Below are 19,085 nucleotides of genomic sequence, written 5' to 3' on the forward strand. Positions count from 1 at the left end.
GATGTCGGGCACGCTGATGTCCACCGTGCCGCCCGACGCCGCGGGGGGGCGCTGCCGGCGCATCAGAGCGGGTCGGCGCCGGCGCCGGTGCAGGTGCAGGCGCCGCGGCCGGCGCGGGCGAGGCTGCCGCAGCGCCGGCCTCGGCTTCGAGTAGCAGAAGCACGCTGCCCTGGTTGATCTTGTCGCCGAGCTGGACCTTCAGCGCCTTGACCACTCCGCCGTGGGTGGAGGGGATCTCCATCGACGCCTTGTCGCTCTCGACGGTCACCAGGCTCTGCTCGGGCTTGATGGTGTCACCCGCCTTGACGAGCACCTCGATGACCTCGACATCCTTGAAGTCCCCGATATCGGGGACTTTCACTTCGACCAATGCCATGTTCTTGTCACTCCTGATCGGAGCCCGCGCCAGAGCGCCCTCCCCGCGGTGCCGGGAGGGCGCCGTTCAGCGCCGCGGACTCCGTTGTCCGCTCATGCGTAAAGGGGGTTCACCTTGTCGGCCTGGATGCCGTACTTCGCGATCGCCTCGGCCACCTTGGCAGCAGGCAGCGTGCCGTCCTCGGCCAGCGCCTTCAGGGCCGCGACCACGATGTAGTGGCGGTTGACCTCGAAGTGCTCGCGCAGCTTGGAGCGGAAGTCGCTGCGGCCGAAGCCGTCGGTGCCCAGCACCTTGTAGGTCCGGCCCTTGGGGATGTAGGGGCGGATCTGCTCGGCGTAGCTCTTCATGTAGTCGGTCGAGGCGATCACCGGGCCGTCGTGCGGCTGCAGCTGCTGCGTCACGAAGGCCACGCGCGGCGTCTCGGTCGGGTGCAGCAGGTTCCAGCGCTCGGCGTCCTGGCCGTCGCGGCCCAGCTCGTTGAAGCTCGGGCAGCTCCAGACATTGGCGGCCACGCCCCACTCTTCCTCGAGCAGCTGCTTGGCGAAGATCGCCTCGCGCAGGATGGTGCCCGAGCCCAGCAGGTTCACGCGCGGCGTCTTCTTGGCCCCTTCCTCGAGCAGGTACATGCCCTTGATGATCTGCTCCTCGGTGCCGGGCTTGAGGCCGGGGTGCGCGTAGTTCTCGTTGAGCAGCGTGAGGTAGTAGAAGACGTTGTCCTGCTGCTCGACCATGCGCTTCAGGCCGTGCTGCATGATCACCGCCACCTCGTGCGCGAAGGTCGGGTCGTAGCTGATGCAGTTCGGGATGGTGCCGGCCAGGATGTGGCTGTGGCCGTCCTCGTGCTGCAGGCCCTCGCCGTTCAGCGTGGTGCGCCCGGAGGTCCCGCCCAGCAGGAAGCCGCGCGCCTGCATGTCGCCCGCCGCCCAGGCCAGATCGCCGACGCGCTGGAAGCCGAACATCGAGTAGTAGACGTAGAAGGGAATCATCACGCGGTTGTTCGTCGAGTACGACGTCGCCGCGGCGATCCACGAGGCCATGCCGCCGGCCTCGTTGATGCCTTCCTGCAGGATCTGGCCGTCCTGCGCCTCCCTGTAGTACATCACCTGGTCCTTGTCGACCGGGGTGTACTTCTGCCCGTCCTGGCTGTAGATGCCGATCTGGCGGAACAGGCCCTCCATGCCGAAGGTGCGCGCTTCGTCGACCAGGATGGGCACGACACGCGGGCCGATCGCCTTGTCGCGCAGCAGCGCGGTCAGGAAACGCACGTACGCCTGGGTGGTCGAGATCTCGCGGCCCTCGGCGGTCGGCTCCAGCACCGCCCTGAAGGCGTCGAGCGCGGGCACCGGCAGGGTCTCGTCGGCCTTGACGCGGCGCTTGGGCAGGTAGCCGCCCAGGGCCTTGCGGCGCTCGTGCAGGTAGCGCATCTCGGGCGTGTCGTCGGCCGGCTTGTAGAAGGGCAGCTGGGCGAGCTGGTCGTCCGGGATGGGGATGTTGAAGCGGTCGCGGAAGGCGCGGATGTCGTCGTCCGTCAGCTTTTTGGTCTGGTGGGCGGTGTTTTTGCCCTCACCGCTCTTGCCCATGCCGAAGCCCTTGACGGTCTTCACCAGCAGCACCGTCGGCTGGCCCTTGTGGTTGACCGCGCGGTGGTAGGCCGCGTAGACCTTCTGCGGGTCGTGGCCGCCGCGCTGCAGGCGCCAGATGTCGTCGTCGCTCATCTTGGCGACCATCTCCAGCGCCTTGGGATGGCGGCCGAAGAAGTTCTTGCGCACGAAGGCGCCGTCGTTGGCCTTGCAGGCCTGGTAGTCGCCGTCGACCATGTCCATCATGATCTGGCGCAGGATGCCGTCCTTGTCGCGCGCCAGCAGCGGGTCCCAGTAGCTGCCCCACAGCAGCTTGATGACGTTCCAGCCGGCACCGCGGAACTCGCCCTCGAGCTCCTGGACGATCTTGCCGTTGCCGCGCACCGGGCCGTCCAGGCGCTGCAGATTGCAGTTGATCACGAAGATCAGGTTGTCCAGCTTCTCGCGCGCGGCCACGCCGATCGCGCCCAGCGATTCCGGCTCGTCCATCTCGCCGTCGCCGCAGAAGACCCAGACCTTGCGCTTGGACGTGTCGGCGATGCCGCGGGCGTGCAGGTACTTCAGGAAACGGGCCTGGTAGATACCCATCAGCGGGCCCAGCCCCATCGAGACGGTCGGGAACTGCCAGAACTCGGGCATCAGCTTGGGGTGCGGGTAGCTCGACAGGCCTTTGCCGTCGACTTCCTGGCGGAAGTTCAGCAGCTGCTCCTCGGTGATGCGGCCTTCGAGGTAGGCGCGGGCGTAGATGCCGGGCGAGGAGTGGCCCTGGATGTAGAGCAGGTCGCCGCCGTGGCCTTCGTGCTCGGCATGCCAGAAGTGGTTGAAGCCGGCGCCGAACATGGTCGCCACCGAGGCGAAGGAGGAGATGTGCCCGCCCAGGTCGCCGCCGTCGGGCGGGTTCAGGCGGTTGGCGCGCACCACCATTGCCATCGCGTTCCAGCGCATGTAGGCGCGCAGGCGCTCCTCGATGTCGAGGTTGCCGGGGCAGCGCTCCTCGTCCGAGGGCTCGATGGTGTTGACGTAGCCGGTGGTGGCCGAGAACGGCATGTCGATGCCGGACTGCCGGGCCTGCTCGAGCAGTTGTTCCAGCAGGTAGTGGCCGCGCTCCCGGCCCTCGGTCTCGATGACGGCCGACAGGGCGTCGAGCCACTCCCGGGTCTCTTGGATGTCGGCGTCATTGGCCGCGCCGCCAAACGAATGGGGGACTGCAGACATGAATGTCTCCTCTTGGATCTGTAGAGCTGCTCGGCGTGAGCACCAGGCCCGCGCCTTGGCGCGGTCGCGCAGGCGGGCTCTCAGTGTGAGCAGGGCGTGAGTGTGTCATAGGACCAGGGGTTTTTCAAATAGTGCGAGAACGTTCCGCAATATGAAATTCATCAGCACGATCGTTCGCTGCGCGCGCCGGCATGCAGGGCCCCAGGCTCGATAATCCGCGCCATGCCAGCCGTTCCCCGTGAGTTCCGCACCAGCACCCATGAGCTGCCGCCCCGCTCCCGCCGCCTGTTCGGCAAGTGGTGGCGCCGCCAGTCGCCCGCCCGCCAGGACCGTTTCGCCACCTTGGGGCCGCTGGTCTCGGTGCTGCTTTTCCTTGCAGCCATCATCTCGGCCTTTTGGTATTTGCGCTCGGAAGAACTCGAACGCGAGCAGGAATCGGTCAAGCGCGACACCGAGGTGACCCAGCAGCAGATCCGGCTGCGGCTGATCGAAAACCAGGAACAGCTGGTGCGCATCGCCCGCGAGATCACCACCCGGGCGGTCGATCAGGACGAATTCCTCGGCCAGGCGACCACCTTCGCACGCGAGCGTCCCGAGGTCGTGAGCCTGACCTGGCTGGCGGTGAACCGCACGCCGGCGGCCAGCTACCTCTCACCCAGCCACACCTTCAACGGCAGCCGCTACAGCGATGCCCCGGCGGCCTCCGTCACCCCGGCACCAGCCGGCGGCGTGACCAAGAGCGAACCGGAGTGGGCCTTCGAGGCCGCGCGTGACCTGCGCCAGCCGGTCTATTCGCGCACCTACACCGGCGGCAACGGCCAGCACGTGTTCCAGGTGCAGGTGCCGCTGATCGACCGCAGCGCCTTCGCCGGCACGGTGGTCGCCGAGTATTCGGTCGAGGCGCTGCTGCGCTACTTCGTGCCCACCGAGGTCGCCAACCGCCACGGCATGACCCTGCTGGACGCCAACGACCGCGTGCTGGCCAGTACCACCTCGCGCGGCATGCTGAAAAACGCCGACCGGCCGTCGATCTTCCACAACATCCCGGTCGCACCGGTCGGCAACGGCCTGATCCTGCGCGGTTTGGGCTACCGCACCTCGATCGGCCTGATCAGCAACACCCTGTTCTGGATGGTGGCCGCGCTCAGCGCGCTGACCATCTGGATGCTGTTTGGCACCTGGCGCCACATGCGCCGGCGCCTGCAGGTGCAGAGCGCACTGGTGGCCGAGACCAATTTCCGCCGCGCGATGGAAAACTCCATGCTCACCGGCATGCGCGCGATGGACCTGGAGGGCCGCATCACCTACGTCAACGCGGCCTACTGCTCGATGACCGGCTTTTCCGAGGCCGAGCTGATCGGCAAGCTGCCGCCCTTCCCTCACTGGCCGCCCGACCGCATGGAGGAAAACCGGCGGCTGTTCGAGCAGGAGCTGCAGGGCCGCAGCCCGGCCGGCGGCATCGAAGTGAAGGTGATGCGCAAGGACCGCACCACCTTCGACGCCCGCATGTACGTCTCGCCGCTGATCGACGCCAAGGGCAACCAGACCGGCTGGATGACCTCGATGACCAACATCACCGAGGCCAAGCGCATCCGCGACCAGCTCTCGGCCTCGCACGAGCGCTTCACGACGGTGCTGGAGGGCCTGGAGGCGGCCGTCTCGGTGCTGTCGGTGGAGCAGAGCGAGCTGCTGTTCGCCAACCGCTCCTACCGGCTCTGGTTCGGCGCCGATGCGCGCGGCCACGCCCTGCTGGCCGGCGAGCGCGACACCGGGCTGCCGCCGTCGCCGCCCGACGGCGACGACAGCGTCGACAACCTGGGCGGCCTGCCGACCCAGGAGCTGACCGAGGCCGGCTCCGACCCGCGCGAGGTCTACGCCGAGTCGCTCGACAAGTGGTTCGACGTGCGGGCCCGTTACCTGCAGTGGACCGACGGCCGGCTGGCCCAGATGCTGATCGCCACCGACATCACCGCGCGCCGCCGCGCCGAGGAGCAGGCGGCCCAGCAGGCCGAGAAGGCCCAGGTCACCAGCCGCCTGGTCACGATGGGCGAGATGGCGTCCTCGGTCGCGCACGAGCTGAACCAGCCGTTGGCGGCGATCAGCAACTACTGCAACGGCACCATCTCGCGCGTGAAGGCCGGCTCGATCGAGACGCCCGACCTGCTGGCCGTGCTGGAGAAGACCTCGAAGCAGGCCCAGCGCGCCGGCCAGATCATCCACCGCATCCGCGCCTTCGTGAAACGCAGCGAGCCGCAGCGCCAGCCCTCGCAGGCCAGGGACATCGTCGAGGACGCGGTGGAGCTGGCCATGATCGAGCTGCGCCGCCGCAACGTTGCCATCCACACCTACGTGGCGCAGCGCCTGCCGGCGCTGATGGTCGATCCCATCCTGATCGAGCAGGTGCTGCTGAACCTGTTGAAAAACGCCGCCGACGCGATCGACAACGCCAAGCTGCCGCCCTCGCGCCGCAACATCGAGCTGCGCGTGATCCCGCGCCACACACCCGAGGAGGGCGGCGTGATCGAGTTCAGCGTCACCGACAGCGGCCCGGGCCTGAAGGAAGAGGTGCTGGGGCGCATGTACGAGGCCTTTTTCTCGACCAAGTCCGACGGGCTGGGCATCGGCCTGAGCCTGTGCCGCTCCATCGTCGAGTCGCACCGCGGCCGGATCCGGGCCGAGAACTTATACAATGGCCACAGCGTGGTCGGTTGCCGGTTTTCGTTCACGTTGCCGGTGGAGACCTCCCCTTCCGCTAACCATTGAAAAAACCGCCCATGAGCTTGATCCCCAAGAAAGGCACCGTCTACGTCGTCGACGACGACGAGGCCGTCCGCGATTCGCTGCAATGGTTGCTGGAAGGCAAGGACTACCGGGTCAAGTGCTTCGACTCGGCCGAATCCTTCCTGTCGCGCTTCGACCCCCGCGAGGTCGCCTGCCTGATCGCCGACATCCGCATGGACGGCATGAGCGGCCTGGAGCTGCAGGACCGCTTGCTGGAGCGCAAGTCGCCGCTGCCCGTGGTGTTCATCACCGGCCACGGCGACGTGCCGATGGCGGTGACGACGATGAAAAAGGGCGCGATGGACTTCATCGAAAAACCCTTCAAGGAAGACGAGTTGGTGTCGCTGGTCGAGCGCATGCTGGACCAGGCGCGCTCGCTGTTCTCGCAGCAGCAGGAAGCCGCCAGCCGCGATGCCCTGCTCTCGCGCCTGACCACCCGTGAGGCCCAGGTGCTGGACCGCATCGTCGCGGGCCGCCTCAACAAGCAGATCGCCGACGACCTGGGCATCAGCATCAAGACCGTCGAGGCGCACCGCGCCAACATCATGGAAAAGCTCAACGCCAACACCGTGGCCGACCTGCTCAAGATCGCCCTGGGGGCCCAGGCCAAGGCCTGAGGCCGCTCCGCGTGCCAAGGCCGCTCTGCCAGCGGCCTTTTTTCGTTTCTGGACTATAGGAATCCGCCCATGACCGCCCGACTCATCGATGGCACCGCCCTTTCCAAGCAGATGCGCGCCGAGATCGCCGAACGCACCCAGGCCCTGACCGCGATCGGCCTGCGTCCCGGCCTCGCGGTGATCCTGGTCGGCGACGACCCGGCCAGTCAGGTCTACGTGCGCAACAAGGTCAAGGCCTGCAGCGAGGCCGGCTTCCACTCGGTGCTCGAGAAGTACGACGCGACGCTCTCGGAAAGCGAGCTGCTGGCGCGCATCGAAGCCCTCAACGAAGACCCGGCCATCCACGGCATCCTGGTGCAGATGCCCCTGCCCCGCCATATCGACCCGCAGAAGGTCATCGCGACGATCTCGACCCAGAAGGACGTCGACGGCTACTCGGTGCAGAGCGCCGGCGAGCTGCTCACAGGCCTGCCGGGCCTGCGCCCCTGCACGCCCTATGGCTGCATGAAGCTGATCGAGAGCATCGGCTACGACCTGCGCGGCAAGCACGCGGTGGTGATCGGCCGCAGCAACACGGTGGGCAAACCGATGGCCCTGCTGCTGTTGCAGGCCCACGCCACCGTGACCATCTGCCACAGCGCAACACCCGACCTGGCCGTGCACACCCGCAACGCCGACGTCATCGTCGCCGCGGTGGGCCGGCGCAACACCGTGACCCGCGACATGGTGAAGCCCGGCGCCGTGATCATCGACGTCGGCATGAACCGCAACGACGAAGGCAAACTCTGCGGTGACGTCGACTTCGCCGGGGTTTCGGAGGTGGCCGGAGCGATCACGCCGGTGCCGGGTGGTGTCGGCCCCATGACCATCACCATGCTGCTGTCCAACACCCTGGAAGCCGCCGAATTGGCCGCCGCGCCGGGCGGCGTGGCCCCCGGGCAATGACACGGCGATAAACGTGGTCAATCTCCTTCGCGAGACCGATTAGCAGACCTGCCACTACCATCGGACACCATGAACCCATTGCTCGACGCCACCGACCTTCCCCGTTTTTCCGACATCCGCCCGGAGCACGTCAGCCCGGCCATCGACGAACTGCTGAAGGACGCCGAGGCGGCGCTGGAGCGGGTCGTGGGTGAGTCCGTGCCGGCCGAGTACGAGGCCATCTCGGCGGTGCTCGATGTCGCAACCGAGCGGCTGGGCCGCGCCTGGGGCGCGGTGGGCCACCTCAACGCGGTGGCCGACAGTCCGGAGCTGCGCGCGGCCTACAACGAGAACCTGCCCAAGGTGACCGAGTTCTACACCCGCCTGGGTGCCGACGAGCGGCTCTATGCCAAGTACAAGGCTCTGGCCGCCAGTGGGCAGGCGGCTCAGCTGGCGCCGGCGCGCCGCAAGGCGCTGTCCAATGCGATGCGCGACTTCGTGCTCTCGGGCGCGGAACTGCAGGGCGAAGCCAAGCAGCGTTTTGCGCAAATCCAGGAGCGCCAGGCCGAGGTGGCGCAGAAGTTCTCCGAGCATGTGCTGGACGCGACCGACAGCTTCGCGCACTACGCCAGCGAGGAGGAACTCGCCGGGGTGCCCGACGATGCGAAGCAGGCCGCGCGAGCTGCCGCCGAGCGCGACGGCCAGGCGGGCTACAAGATCACGCTGCAGTTCCCGAGCTATTTCCCGGTGATGCAGTACGGCAGCCACCGGCCGCTGCGCGAGAAGCTCTACCGCGCCTACGCGACGCGCGCCTCGGAACTCGGCCGCCCGGAGCACGACAACTCGGTCCTGATGCGCGAGCTGCTTGCGCTGCGCCAGGAAGAGGCGCGGCTGCTCGACTACGCCAACTTCGCCGAGGTGTCGCTGGTCGCCAAGATGGCCGAGTCGCCCGAGCAGGTGGTCGGCTTCCTGCGCGACCTGGCGCAGCGGGCCCGGCCTTACGCCGAGCAGGACCTGGCCGAGCTGCGCGAGTTCGCCCGCAGCGAGCTGGGCATGGACGATCTGGCGGCCTGGGACCTTGCCTATGTGTCGGAGAAGCTGAAGGAGCAGCGGTATGCCTTCAGCGACCAGGAGGTCAAGCAGTACTTCACCGAGCCCCAGGTGCTGCAGGGCCTGTTCCGTATCGTCGAGACCTTGTTCGAGGTCGAGATTCGCCCCGACGAGGCGCCCGTCTGGCATCCGAGCGTGCGCTTTTTCCGCATCGAGCGGCGCGGCCGGCTGGTCGGGCAGTTCTACCTCGACCCCTATGCCCGGCCCGGCAAGCGCTCCGGCGCCTGGATGGACGATGTGCGCGGCCGCTGGGCCCGCCCCGACCGCGAGGGCGAGGCCCGGGTGCAGACCCCGGTGGCTCAGCTGGTCTGCAACTTCGCCGAAGGCGTCGGCGGCAAGCCGGCGCTGCTGACGCACGACAACGTCATCACCCTGTTCCATGAGTTCGGCCATGGCCTGCACCACCTGCTGACCCAGGTCGAGGACATTGGCGTGGCTGGCATCTCGGGCGTCGAATGGGATGCGGTCGAGCTGCCCAGCCAGTTCATGGAGAACTTCTGCTGGGAGTGGGAGGTGCTCAAGCACATGACCTCGCACGTCGACACCGGGGCACCGCTGCCGCGCGAGCTGTTCGACAAGATGATCGCGGCCAAGAACTTCCAGAGCGGCATGCAGACCTTGCGCCAGATCGAGTTCGCGCTGTTCGACATGCGGCTGCATGCCGAGCCGGGCAGCGAGGATCGCATCCAGCAGGTCATCGACGAGGTGCGCCGCGAGGTCGCGGTGCTGATCCCGCCCGCGTTCAACCGCATGCAGCACAGCTTCTCGCACATCTTCGCGGGCGGTTATGCGGCCGGCTACTACAGCTACAAGTGGGCCGAGGTGCTGTCCGCCGACGCTTACAGCGCCTTCGAGGAAGCCGGCGTGCTGGATGCGGCGACCGGCCGGCGCTACCGTGAAGCCATCCTCGAGGTGGGCGGCAGCCGGCCGGCCGAGGAGAGCTTCAAGGCGTTCCGGGGGCGCGAGCCGCGCATAGACGCTCTGTTACGGCACCAGGGCATGGCCTGATAGCATCCAGCCGGCCTGTCGGAGTTGGAGAGAGTGGTGATGAAAACAAGCGCGACACGTTGGCTGCTGCCGCTGTGCCTGCTGGCCGGGCTGCCGGCGCATGCCCTGTACAAGGTGGTGGGCCCGGACGGCAAGATCACGTATACCGACCGCCCCCCTCCGGAAACGGCCAAGGTCCAGCCGCTGAGCGCATCGGGCGGGCCCACGTCCGGCGGCGTCCTGCCCTACGAGTTGCAGCAGGTGGTGGGCCGTTTCCCGGTCACGCTGTACACGATGCGCGAGTGCCCGGGCTGCGACGCCGGCCGGGCCTTGCTGCGCCAGCGCGGTGTGCCCTATACCGAGAAGACCGTCAACACGCCGCAGGACGTGCAGGCCTTCAGCCGGCTGAGCGGCGGCACCGACCTGCCGCTGCTGCAGGTGGGCGGCCAGCGGATCAAGGGTTTTGGGGCCGGCGAATGGAACAGCTGGCTCGACACCGCGGGCTACCCCAAGCAGTCGACGCTGCCGGCGAACTGGCAGTTCGCGCCGGCCACACCGATGGTCGCGGTGGCCCCGGCGCCGGCGCAAGCCGGGGCTCCGGCTCCGACTCCAGCCCCGGCCACTGCGGTGCCCCCTCCGCCCGCGGGCAACGCGCCGCCCGGGTTCAAGTTCTGAGGGATGCGAAAAAAGCCGCCTGCGGGCGGCTTTTGCATGGCAGCCGGCAAAGCCCGGGCAGCGGCGTCAGAACTCGAGCGTCTTGACGCCTTCCGCGGTGCCCAGCAGGCACAGGCGGGCGCGATTGCGGGCGAAGATGCCGTTGGTGACAACGCCGGGCCACTGGTTGATTTCCGCTTCGAGTGCCGCCGGGTCGGTGATGGACAGGCCGCTCACGTCGAGGATCAGATTGCCGTTGTCGGTGATCACGCCGTCGCGCAGCCGTGGCTGGCCGCCCAGCGCCCGGAGCCGGCGCGCCACCTGACCGCTGGCCATCGGGATCACTTCGACGGGCAGTGGAAAGCGGCCCAAGGTGTCGACCAGCTTGGAGGCATCGGCAATGCAGACGAAACGCTCGGCGATGTCGGAGACGATCTTCTCGCGCGTGAGCGCCGCGCCGCCCCCCTTGATCATGCATCCGTGATGGTCGATCTCGTCGGCGCCGTCGATGTAGACCGGCAGCGACTCGACCTCGTTGGCATCCAGCACCCGGATGCCCAGCGCGCGCATGCGCTCGGTGCTTTTCTGCGAGCTGGAGACGGCGCCGGCAATGCGGTCCTTGATTTTCGCCAGCTCGTCGATGAAGCAGTTCACCGTCGAGCCGGTCCCCACGCCGACCACGGTGCCGGGCACCACATGGTCAATCGCCGCGCGGCCCACCAGGGCCTTGAGTTCGTCCTGAGTCATGACATGAAGCCCGTCGGGCCCCGGTTTGAGACAATCCCGGGATTATCCCAAGACCGGCGCCGCGTCCGTCCCCCGCGCGCGAACCCCCTGCCTTTTGCTGACATGGCCCTGCTCCCCTACGCCCTCGCCCGCCCCTTCCTCTTCGGCCTCGACCCCGAACAGGCTCACGAAGTCACGCTCGGCGCGCTGGCGCGCGTGCAGCGCACGCCGCTGGCCTGCCTGTGGGGCGAAACACGCGTCGACGACCCGGTCACGGTCGCCGGCCTGCGTTTTCCCAACCGCATCGGGCTGGCCGCGGGGCTGGACAAGAACGGCCGCTGCATCGACGGGCTGGCGGCCATGGGTTTCGGCTTCATCGAGGTGGGCACGGTCACCCCCAAGGCGCAGCCCGGCAATCCCAAGCCGCGCATGTTCCGCCTTCCGGAGGCCGATGCGCTGATCAACCGGCTGGGCTTCAACAACGACGGGCTGGCGGCCTTTGTCGCCAACGTGCGGCAGGCGCGCTTCCGCGGCCAGGGCGGTATCCTGGGCCTGAATATCGGCAAGAATGCCGCCACCCCGATCGAGCAGGCGGTCGACGACTACCTGCTCGGACTGGACGGCGTCTACCCGCATGCCGACTACGTGACCGTCAACATCTCCTCGCCCAACACCAAAAACCTGCGTGCCTTGCAGTCGGACGAGGCGCTCGACGCGCTGCTCGGCCGGCTGGCCGAGCGCCGCGAACAGCTGGCCCAGGCGCAGGGCCGGCGCGTGCCACTGTTCGTGAAGATCGCGCCCGACCTGGACGACGGGCAGGTCGAGGTCATCGCCCGCACCTTGCAGAAAAACCGCATCGACGGCGTGATCGCCACCAACACCACGATCGCGCGCGACGCGGTCCAGCACCTGCCACACGGCGCGGAGGCCGGCGGCTTGAGCGGCCGCCCTGTGTTCGAAGCCAGCAACCGCGTGATTGCACGGCTGCGCTCGGCGCTCGGCGCGGGCTATCCCATCATCGGCGTGGGCGGCGTGATGAGCGCGGCCGACGCACGCGCGAAGGTCGCCGCCGGGGCCGACCTGGTGCAGATCTACACCGGCCTGATCTACCGCGGCCCGGCGCTGGTGCGCGAGGCGGCACGGGCGCTCAAGCGAGGCTGAGCCCCCGGGGCGCTCAGGTCGCGCTGGCCAGGCCGGCCGCCGCCTCGCCGAGCGCCAGCGACGCCGTCAGCCCCGGCGACTCGATGCCGAACAGGTTCACCAGGCCGGCGATGCCGTGTTCGGCCGGGCCCTGGATGACGAAGTCGCGCGCGGGCTCGCCAGGCGCCTGGATCTTGGGCCGGATGCCGCTGTAGGCCGGCTGCAGGGCGCCCTCCGGCAGCTCGGGCCAGTAGCGCCGGATCTCGGCATAAAACCCCTCGGCGCGAGCCGGGTCGACGCGGTAGTCGAGGGCGCCGTCCTCATCGGGCGTCAGCCATTCCACATCGGGTCCGAAGCGGGCTTGGCCGCCGAGATCCAGCGTCAGGTGCACGCCCAGGCCAGCCGCCTCGGGCACCGGGTAGACCAGCCGCGAGAATGGCGCACGGCCGCTCAAGGCGTAGTAGTTGCCCTTGGCGAAATAGGCCCGAGGCACCAGCGCGGGATCCAGCCCCTCGATGCGCCCGGCCAGCGCGGGCGCCCACAGCCCGGCCGCGTTGACGAGCAGGCGCGTCTGCAGGGTCATGCCCGTGTCGCCGCCGACTTCGAGCACCAACCCGGCGGCGGTCGCGCACACCCGCTCCACGGGTGAGGCCAGCGCCAGCGCGCCGCCGGCGGCCTCCAGGTCTCCCTGCAAGGCCAGCATCAGCCCATGGCTGTCGACAATACCGGTCGAGGGCGACAGCACGGCGCCGACGCAGGCCAGGGCCGGCTCCAGGCGGATCGCCTCGGCCGCGTCCAGCAGCCGCAGGTCGGTCACGCCGTTGGCGGCCGCGCGTCGGATCAGCTGCTGCAACTCGGGCAGCTGGCCCTCCGAGCTCGCCACCACCAGCTTGCCGCAGCGGCGGTGCTCCACGCCGCGCTCGGCGCAGTAGCGATAGAGCATCTCCTTGCCCGCCACGCACAGCCGCGCCTTCCAGGAACCGGCCGGGTAATAGAGCCCCGCATGGATCACCTCGCTGTTGCGCGAACTGGTCCCCGTGCCGACGGCCGTCGCGCCTTCCAGCACCACGGTTTCCAGTCCGCGCCGGGCCAAGGCCCGGCCGACTGCGAGCCCGACCACGCCGGCGCCGACCACCACCGCATCCACCTGCTCCATCGCGGGTCCTTCAGAATCGGCCGGGATCGAGCGTCAGCAGTTGCTCGACGAGTGCGCGCAGGGTCTGCTTGAGAGCCTGCTGGCCTTCGTGCAGCTCCAGGCTGTGCTCGTCCATGTAGAGCTTGCGGTTGATCTCCAGCTGCACCGAGTGCCGACCGCGGGCCGGGTCGCCGTGGCGGCGCACCAGCTCGACGCCCTTGTAGGGGTGGTTGACGCTCACGCTGTAGCCGCGCGCGAGCAGGAAGTCGGCGATCCAGCGCGTCAGGCCGGGCGCGGCGGTGCTGCCGTCACGGTCGCCGACGACAAAATCGGCGTGCACCAGGCCCGGAAACTCGGTGGCATGCGAGGCGCTGACCGAGGGCATGGAGTGGCAGTTGATGTGGATGGCGTGGCCGTGCCGGGCCTGCGCCGCGGCAAGCGCCTCGGCCACTGCCTGGTGGTAGGGCTGCCAGCAGCGCTCGATGCGCTGCCTGACCTCGGCGACACCCAGCAGGCGGTCGTAGAGCGGCTCGCCCTCGTCGGTCAGCTTCCAGATCAGGCCCTTGCCCAGCCGCACCTTGGGGCCGGCTTCGACCGGGTCCGGCCAGGGGCCGTCGAGCAGGCCGACGTCGAGCTCGGTCAGGTTGCGGTTGACGTCCAGGTAGCTGCGCGGAAAGTGCGCCTCGATCCACGCCACCCCCAGCCCGGGAGCGAAGTCGTAGAGCTTCTCCACATGCGTGTCCTCGGCGCGGCGCAGCACGCTCAGCTGACAGGCGTGGCGGAAGTCCTCGGGGTACCAGGTGCCGCTGTGCGGCGAATCGAGCACCAGCGCTGTGGTGCCGGGCGAACTTGAAAGGTATCGCATGCGCCGATTGTGGTGCATCGCTCGCCCGATGTCGCATGTGGCTAGCACGAATGTCCCTGCGACAGCCGGCAGGCCCTCGGCCTGGAGGTACTGCAGTGCAGGCGGCGTGGCGCGGCGCGGTGCGTTTCAGGCAACCTGCGGCACCCGCCCGACGTACCAGCTGACCGACTCCGCCAGCCCCTGACTGAGTGTGTAGGCAGGTTGGTAGCCCAGCAGGCGGCGCGCCTTGCCGACGTCGGCCAGCGCGTGGCGCAGCTGCACCGGCTCGGCCTCCTGGTAGAGCGGCGTCGGGATGCGCAGGCCGGCATGCTCGCGGCCCAGGGCCTGGGCAATCAGCGCGTGCAGCTGGTTGAGCGTCGCCCGTTCGCCGGCCGCCATGTTGTAGACCTGGTTCAGCGCGCCGGGATTATCGGCCAGTGCCGCCAGCAGGGTGCCCTGCACGACGTTGCCGACGTAGCAGAAGTCGCGCGAGGACTCGCCGTCGCCCTCGATCACGCAGCGTCGGCCCTGCCACATGTCGCGGGTCCAGCGGGGAATCAGCCGGGCGCAGCTGCCGTCGGCCTGGTCGCCCTGGCGCGGCCCGAACACTTCGAAGTAGCGCAGGCCGACAGTCTCGATGCCGTAGCAGCGAGCGAACACGTCCGCGTAGAGCTCGTTGACGTATTTGCTCACCGCGGCCGGCGTCTGCAGGCGCCCGGCGCGGTCTTCGGTGGCCGGCACCGAGGCCGCGTCGCCATAGGCGGTGCTGGAGGCGGCATAGACAAAACGCCGCACGTCGCAGGCACACGCCGCCGTCAGCAGGTTGACGAAGCCGGTGGCATTGGCGCGGTGCACCGCGAGCGGATCACTGATCGAGAGCGGACCGGCTTCCAGCGCCGCCTGGTGCACCACCACGTCGACGCCGACGCACAGTTCCTGGCACAGCTCCGGGTCGGCCAGGTCGCCCTGCACGAAACGATGCAGCGCCCAGGCCGGCTCGCCGACCGCTTCGCGCACGCTCTGCAGGTTGCTGCGCTGTCCGGTCGAGAAGTTGTCGACGCTGGTGACCTGCTGCCCGGCGCGCAGCAGGGCTTCGAGGACGTGGGAGCCAATGAAGCCGGCACTGCCGGTCACCAGCCAGTGGCGGCGCCTTTGCGCCAGCAGGCTGCGGACGGTGGGCATCAGGCGCTCCCGGCCGCGCACCGACCACGGCGCATGGAGCCGCTGCCGCGACGTGGCAGCGGCGGCGTGAGGTACGGCGCACCGCGCTGCAGGGGGGAAGGGGCGAAGTCGTACAAGATGTCGGGAGTGTCAGAAGCCGAAGCGTCAGCCGCCCGGGCGGCGCGCGCACATGCCTGCACGGCCTCCGCCCTGGCGAAGCCCCTGCCGCCTCGGCAGGGGCCGGCCCCGGGGGAGCGGCAATCGCGGGCAGTATCAGCAATGTGCCGCGACCCGGCACTCACCTATTTGAGGGGGACCACCTTGCATCGTGCGCCAGCCTCCCTGGGACCAGCATCCATGCGGGCTCGCGGCCCGCGCAAGCCCGGCAACAGGGCCCGGCCAGAGTGTCGACTCACCCATTCAGGGGGCCCCTTCGGGAATACCCCGCACCGATAATCGCGCGACATCCGGCGACCCGTCCTGGTCAAGCCGGGCAACAACAAGTACAGCAACGCAGAAGGACGCCACCTCCGCATGCCCCGCCTGGGCCACCTGGCGGGGCGAGAAGTGCGTGTGGCGGGCCGGACCGGCGCCGGCCCCTGCCCTGTGACGGAGGAACAGCAGAATGCGCGATGACGGATATCGGGAGCTTCAGGCGGCCCCCGCCCCGGCCCCCGAGCCGCCGCCCCTGAGCCACTGGCTGCGCCAGGCTGCGCTGCGCGCGAGTGCGCAGCCGGCGCTGGAGTCCGCCGAGGGCACGCTCGACTATGCCGCGCTGCGCGACGCCGTGATGGCGCTCGCCGCGCAGCTGCGTGCGGCGGGCATGGTGCCGGGCGAACGTGTCGCGATCGCGGCGACGCGCTCGGTGGACACGATCGTCGCCATCCTGGCCGCGGTCGAGGCGGGCATCGCTTATGTCCCGCTCGACCTGGGCTACCCTGCCGAGCGCCTGCAGGCCATGCTGGAGGACGCCCGGCCGCGCGCGGTGCTCGGCGCCGACGACGCGCTCGCGCAGTTGCGCACGCTGGCCGGCGAGATCCCGACCCTGCAGGCCCCTGCTGCGTCCGCGCCGCTGCCGCACGCCGCCGAGGCCGACCTCACCTACGTGCTGTTCACCTCCGGCTCCACCGGCCGGCCCAAGGGCGTCGCGATGGGTGCCCGGCCGCTGCAGCACCTGATCGCCTGGCACGCCAGCCACGAGCGGCTCGGACGACCGGCGCGCACCTTGCAGTTCGCGCCGCTGTCCTTCGACGTGCATTTCCAGGAGATCTTCTCGACCCTGGCCTGCACCGGCACCCTGGTGCTGCTGCCTGAGGCGCAGCGCCGCGACCCGGCGCAGCTGCGCGACGCGCTCTGCGATCGAGGCGTGCAGCGTCTGTTCCTGCCCTATGTCGCGCTGCAGATGCTGGCCGAGGCCGCGCGCGAACGGCTGCCCGCGGCGCTGCTCGACGTGGTGAGCGCCGGCGAGCAGCTGCAGGTCACGCCCGCGATCCGCGCCCTGTTCGAGCAGTTGCCCGAGGCCCAGCTGCACAACCACTACGGCCCCACCGAAAGTCACGTCGTCACGGCTCACGAGCTGAGCGGCCCGGCACACGCCTGGCCCGAGATCCCGCCCATCGGCCGCGCCCTGCCGCACGTGCGGCTGGCGCTGCGCCGCCCGGAGGACGGCGGCGACGGCAACGCCCCCGGCGACACCGGCGAGCTGCTGCTCGGCGGCGAAACGCTCGCGCACGGCTATCTGGGCCGCCCCGAGCTGACATCCGAGCGCTTCCGGGACGACCTCGCACTGCCGGGCCGCTGGTACCTGGCAGGCGACCTGGTGCGCTGCGACGCCGCAGCTTGCCTGAGTTACCTCGGCCGTGCCGACCAGCAGCTCAAGGTCGACGGCTTCCGCATCGAGCCGGGCGAGATCGAACTGGTCCTGATGTCCCACCCGGAGGTGCGCGAGGCTGTCGTCAGCGCGCCCGAGCTGCCGGGCATCGGCCGCCAGCTGCTGGCCCACCTGGTGCCGCGCGCCGGAGCCGACAGCGATCCCAGCACGCTGGCCGGCCGGCTGCGCCAGCACCTGCGCGAGCGCCTGCCCGAGTACATGGTGCCGGTGCGTTACCTCTGCCTGGAACGCCTGCCGGTCACGCCCAGCGGCAAGATCGACCGCCGCGGCCTGCCGCTGCCGCAGGCCGATGCGGCGGCGCCGGCCGACACCCGCGATCTGCCGGCCCTGATGTCCAGCCTCTGGCAGGAGCTGCTGGGGCTGCCGCAGATCGACCCTGCGGCCAACCTGTTCGAGCTGGGCGCGAAGTCGCTGCTGGTGCTGCGTTTCGTGACCCGGCTGCGCGAGCTCGGCGTCACCGGCGTCGCGGTCGCAGACGTTTACGACCGCCCGACCCTGGCCGGCCTGGCCACGCTGGTCGGCGCTGCGGGCGGCAGCCGGCCGGGCAGCGACAAGACCCGTGCCGTTCCCGGCAAGGGCGGCGCGGAAGGCGGCATCGCCATCGTCGGCATGGCGGTGCGTGCCGCCGGCGCTCCCGACCTCGACGCTTTCTGGCGCAGCCTGCTGGAGCAGCGCGAGGGCATCCGCCACTTCGCGCCGCACGAGCTGGACGCGAGCGTGCCCGAGGCGCTGCGCAGCCGCCCCAACTTCGTCGCCGCGCGCGGTGTGCTCGACGACGCGGACCGCTTCGACGCGGCCTTCTTCGGCATCCCGGCGCGCGAAGCGGACGTGCTGGACCCGCAGCAACGCCTGTTCCTCGAACTCTGCTGGAGCGCGCTGGAGCACGCGGCCATCGACCCGCGCCGCGGCGACACGCGCGTCGGCGTCTACGGCGGTGTCGCGAACAACAGCTACATCGGCGCGCTGCGTGCCGAGAACCCCGAGCTGGCCCGCCAGTTCGGCGAGTTCGCGACCATGCTCGCGAGCGAGAAGGACTATGTCGCGACACGCGTCGCCAACCGCCTGAATCTCAACGGCCCCGCGGTCAGCATCCACACCGCCTGTTCCACCGGTCTGGTCGCCGTGGCGCAGGCCTGGCATGCACTGGCCAGCGGCCAGGCCGACGTGGCCCTGGCCGGCGGCGCCACCGTGATCGTGCCGCAGGCCGGCGGCTACCTGCATGTCGAAGGCGGCATGGAGTCGGCCGACGGGCACTGCCGCCCCTTCGATGCGGACGCCAGCGGCACCGTTTTCGCCAGCGGCGGCGCGGTGGTCGTGCTCAAGCGCCTGGACGACGCGCTGGCCGACGGCGACACCGTCTGGGGCGTGATCCGCGGCGTCGGCCTCAACAACGACGGCGGCGACAAGGCCAGCTTCACCGCGCCCAGCGTCAGCGGCCAGGCCGCCGCGATCCGCATGGCGCTCGACCATGCCGGGGTGAGCGCGCGCAGCATCGGCTATGTCGAAGCGCACGGCACCGGCACCGCCCTGGGCGACCCGATCGAGATCGCCGCGCTGACGCGCGCCTGGCGCAGCGACACGACCGAGGTGCAGTACTGCGGCATCGGCTCGCTCAAGGGCAACCTCGGTCACACCGTCGCCGCGGCCGGCGTGCTGGGCCTGGTCAAGGCGACGCTGGCACTCCAGCACCAGCAGATCCCGGCGACCCTGCACTTCCGGCGCCCCAACCCCGAGATCGATTTCGCCACTACGCCCTTCCGGGTCGTGGCGACCCACACGCCCTGGCCGCGCGGCGAGTCGCCGCGCCGGGCGGCGGTCAGCTCCTTCGGCGTCGGCGGCACCAACGCTCATGTGATCGTCGAGGAGGCGCCCCCCGCTCGCGAGCGCGCCCGACGACGAGGCCGGCCGTCTGTTCCTGCTGCCGCTGTCGGCCCGCACCAGCAC

At 69.7% G+C, this 19,085-nt stretch carries 12 protein-coding genes and 1 pseudogene; 7 read left to right on the forward strand and 6 right to left on the reverse strand.

Features of this window, described 5'->3' with window-relative positions; translation table 11 throughout:
• A partial coding sequence (locus OOT46_RS06445) for a biotin/lipoyl-containing protein (RefSeq protein WP_322114238.1) occupies positions 1-376 on the reverse strand: 376 nt, incomplete at its 3' end.
• Positions 377-468: 92 nt separating this feature from the next.
• Positions 469-3,171, reverse strand: coding sequence for a pyruvate dehydrogenase (acetyl-transferring), homodimeric type (gene aceE, locus OOT46_RS06450; RefSeq protein WP_265402774.1), 2,703 nt, complete (start codon positions 3,169-3,171; stop codon positions 469-471).
• Positions 3,172-3,393: 222 nt separating this feature from the next.
• Between aceE and OOT46_RS06455 the strand changes: the two genes are divergently transcribed.
• From OOT46_RS06455 to OOT46_RS06475, 5 genes are all read left to right on the forward strand, one after another.
• Positions 3,394-5,934 carry a PAS domain S-box protein gene (locus tag OOT46_RS06455; protein WP_265402775.1) on the forward strand — a complete coding sequence of 847 codons (2,541 nt, stop codon included), beginning with the start codon at positions 3,394-3,396 and terminating at the stop codon, positions 5,932-5,934.
• Positions 5,935-5,945: 11 nt separating this feature from the next.
• Positions 5,946-6,569, forward strand: coding sequence for a response regulator transcription factor (locus OOT46_RS06460; protein ID WP_265402776.1), 624 nt, complete (start codon positions 5,946-5,948; stop codon positions 6,567-6,569).
• A gap of 69 nt (positions 6,570-6,638) precedes the next feature.
• Positions 6,639-7,514 carry a bifunctional methylenetetrahydrofolate dehydrogenase/methenyltetrahydrofolate cyclohydrolase FolD gene (gene folD, locus OOT46_RS06465; RefSeq protein WP_265402777.1) on the forward strand — a complete coding sequence of 292 codons (876 nt, stop codon included), beginning with the start codon at positions 6,639-6,641 and terminating at the stop codon, positions 7,512-7,514.
• Between the two features lie 69 nt (positions 7,515-7,583).
• Positions 7,584-9,611: a M3 family metallopeptidase gene (locus tag OOT46_RS06470; protein ID WP_265402778.1), complete on the forward strand. Its 2,028-nt coding sequence runs from the start codon at positions 7,584-7,586 to the stop codon at positions 9,609-9,611.
• Positions 9,612-9,650: 39 nt separating this feature from the next.
• Positions 9,651-10,265, forward strand: a complete 615-nt coding sequence (locus tag OOT46_RS06475) for a glutaredoxin domain-containing protein (RefSeq protein WP_265402779.1) — start codon at positions 9,651-9,653, stop codon at positions 10,263-10,265.
• 66 nt (positions 10,266-10,331) lie between these two features.
• On the opposite strand, the gene rpiA is transcribed toward OOT46_RS06475, so the two are convergent.
• Positions 10,332-10,991, reverse strand: a complete 660-nt coding sequence (gene rpiA / locus OOT46_RS06480) for a ribose-5-phosphate isomerase RpiA (RefSeq protein WP_265402780.1) — start codon at positions 10,989-10,991, stop codon at positions 10,332-10,334.
• A 102-nt stretch (positions 10,992-11,093) separates the two neighbouring features.
• Between rpiA and OOT46_RS06485 the strand changes: the two genes are divergently transcribed.
• Complete coding sequence (locus OOT46_RS06485) at positions 11,094-12,131, forward strand: quinone-dependent dihydroorotate dehydrogenase (protein ID WP_265402781.1); 1,038 nt, start codon at positions 11,094-11,096, stop codon at positions 12,129-12,131.
• A 13-nt stretch (positions 12,132-12,144) separates the two neighbouring features.
• Here OOT46_RS06485 and OOT46_RS06490 read toward each other — a convergent pair whose 3' ends face one another.
• The 3 genes from OOT46_RS06490 to OOT46_RS06500 all read right to left on the reverse strand — a co-directional run bounded on the left by OOT46_RS06490 (position 12,145) and on the right by OOT46_RS06500 (position 15,271).
• Positions 12,145-13,266 carry an NAD(P)/FAD-dependent oxidoreductase gene (locus OOT46_RS06490; RefSeq protein WP_265402782.1) on the reverse strand — a complete coding sequence of 374 codons (1,122 nt, stop codon included), beginning with the start codon at positions 13,264-13,266 and terminating at the stop codon, positions 12,145-12,147.
• A gap of 10 nt (positions 13,267-13,276) precedes the next feature.
• Positions 13,277-14,110 carry an N-formylglutamate amidohydrolase gene (locus OOT46_RS06495; protein ID WP_265402783.1) on the reverse strand — a complete coding sequence of 278 codons (834 nt, stop codon included), beginning with the start codon at positions 14,108-14,110 and terminating at the stop codon, positions 13,277-13,279.
• Positions 14,111-14,236: 126 nt separating this feature from the next.
• Positions 14,237-15,271, reverse strand: a complete 1,035-nt coding sequence (locus OOT46_RS06500) for an NAD-dependent epimerase/dehydratase family protein (RefSeq protein ID WP_265402784.1) — start codon at positions 15,269-15,271, stop codon at positions 14,237-14,239.
• 604 nt (positions 15,272-15,875) lie between these two features.
• Here OOT46_RS06500 and OOT46_RS06505 point away from each other — a divergent pair.
• Positions 15,876-19,028: pseudogene (locus tag OOT46_RS06505) on the forward strand (amino acid adenylation domain-containing protein); the annotation flags it as partial.
• Positions 19,029-19,085: the final 57 nt, after the last annotated feature.

This window comes from Aquabacterium sp. A7-Y, from assembly GCF_026153205.1.
Classification (GTDB): Bacteria; Pseudomonadota; Gammaproteobacteria; order Burkholderiales; family Burkholderiaceae_C; genus Caldimonas.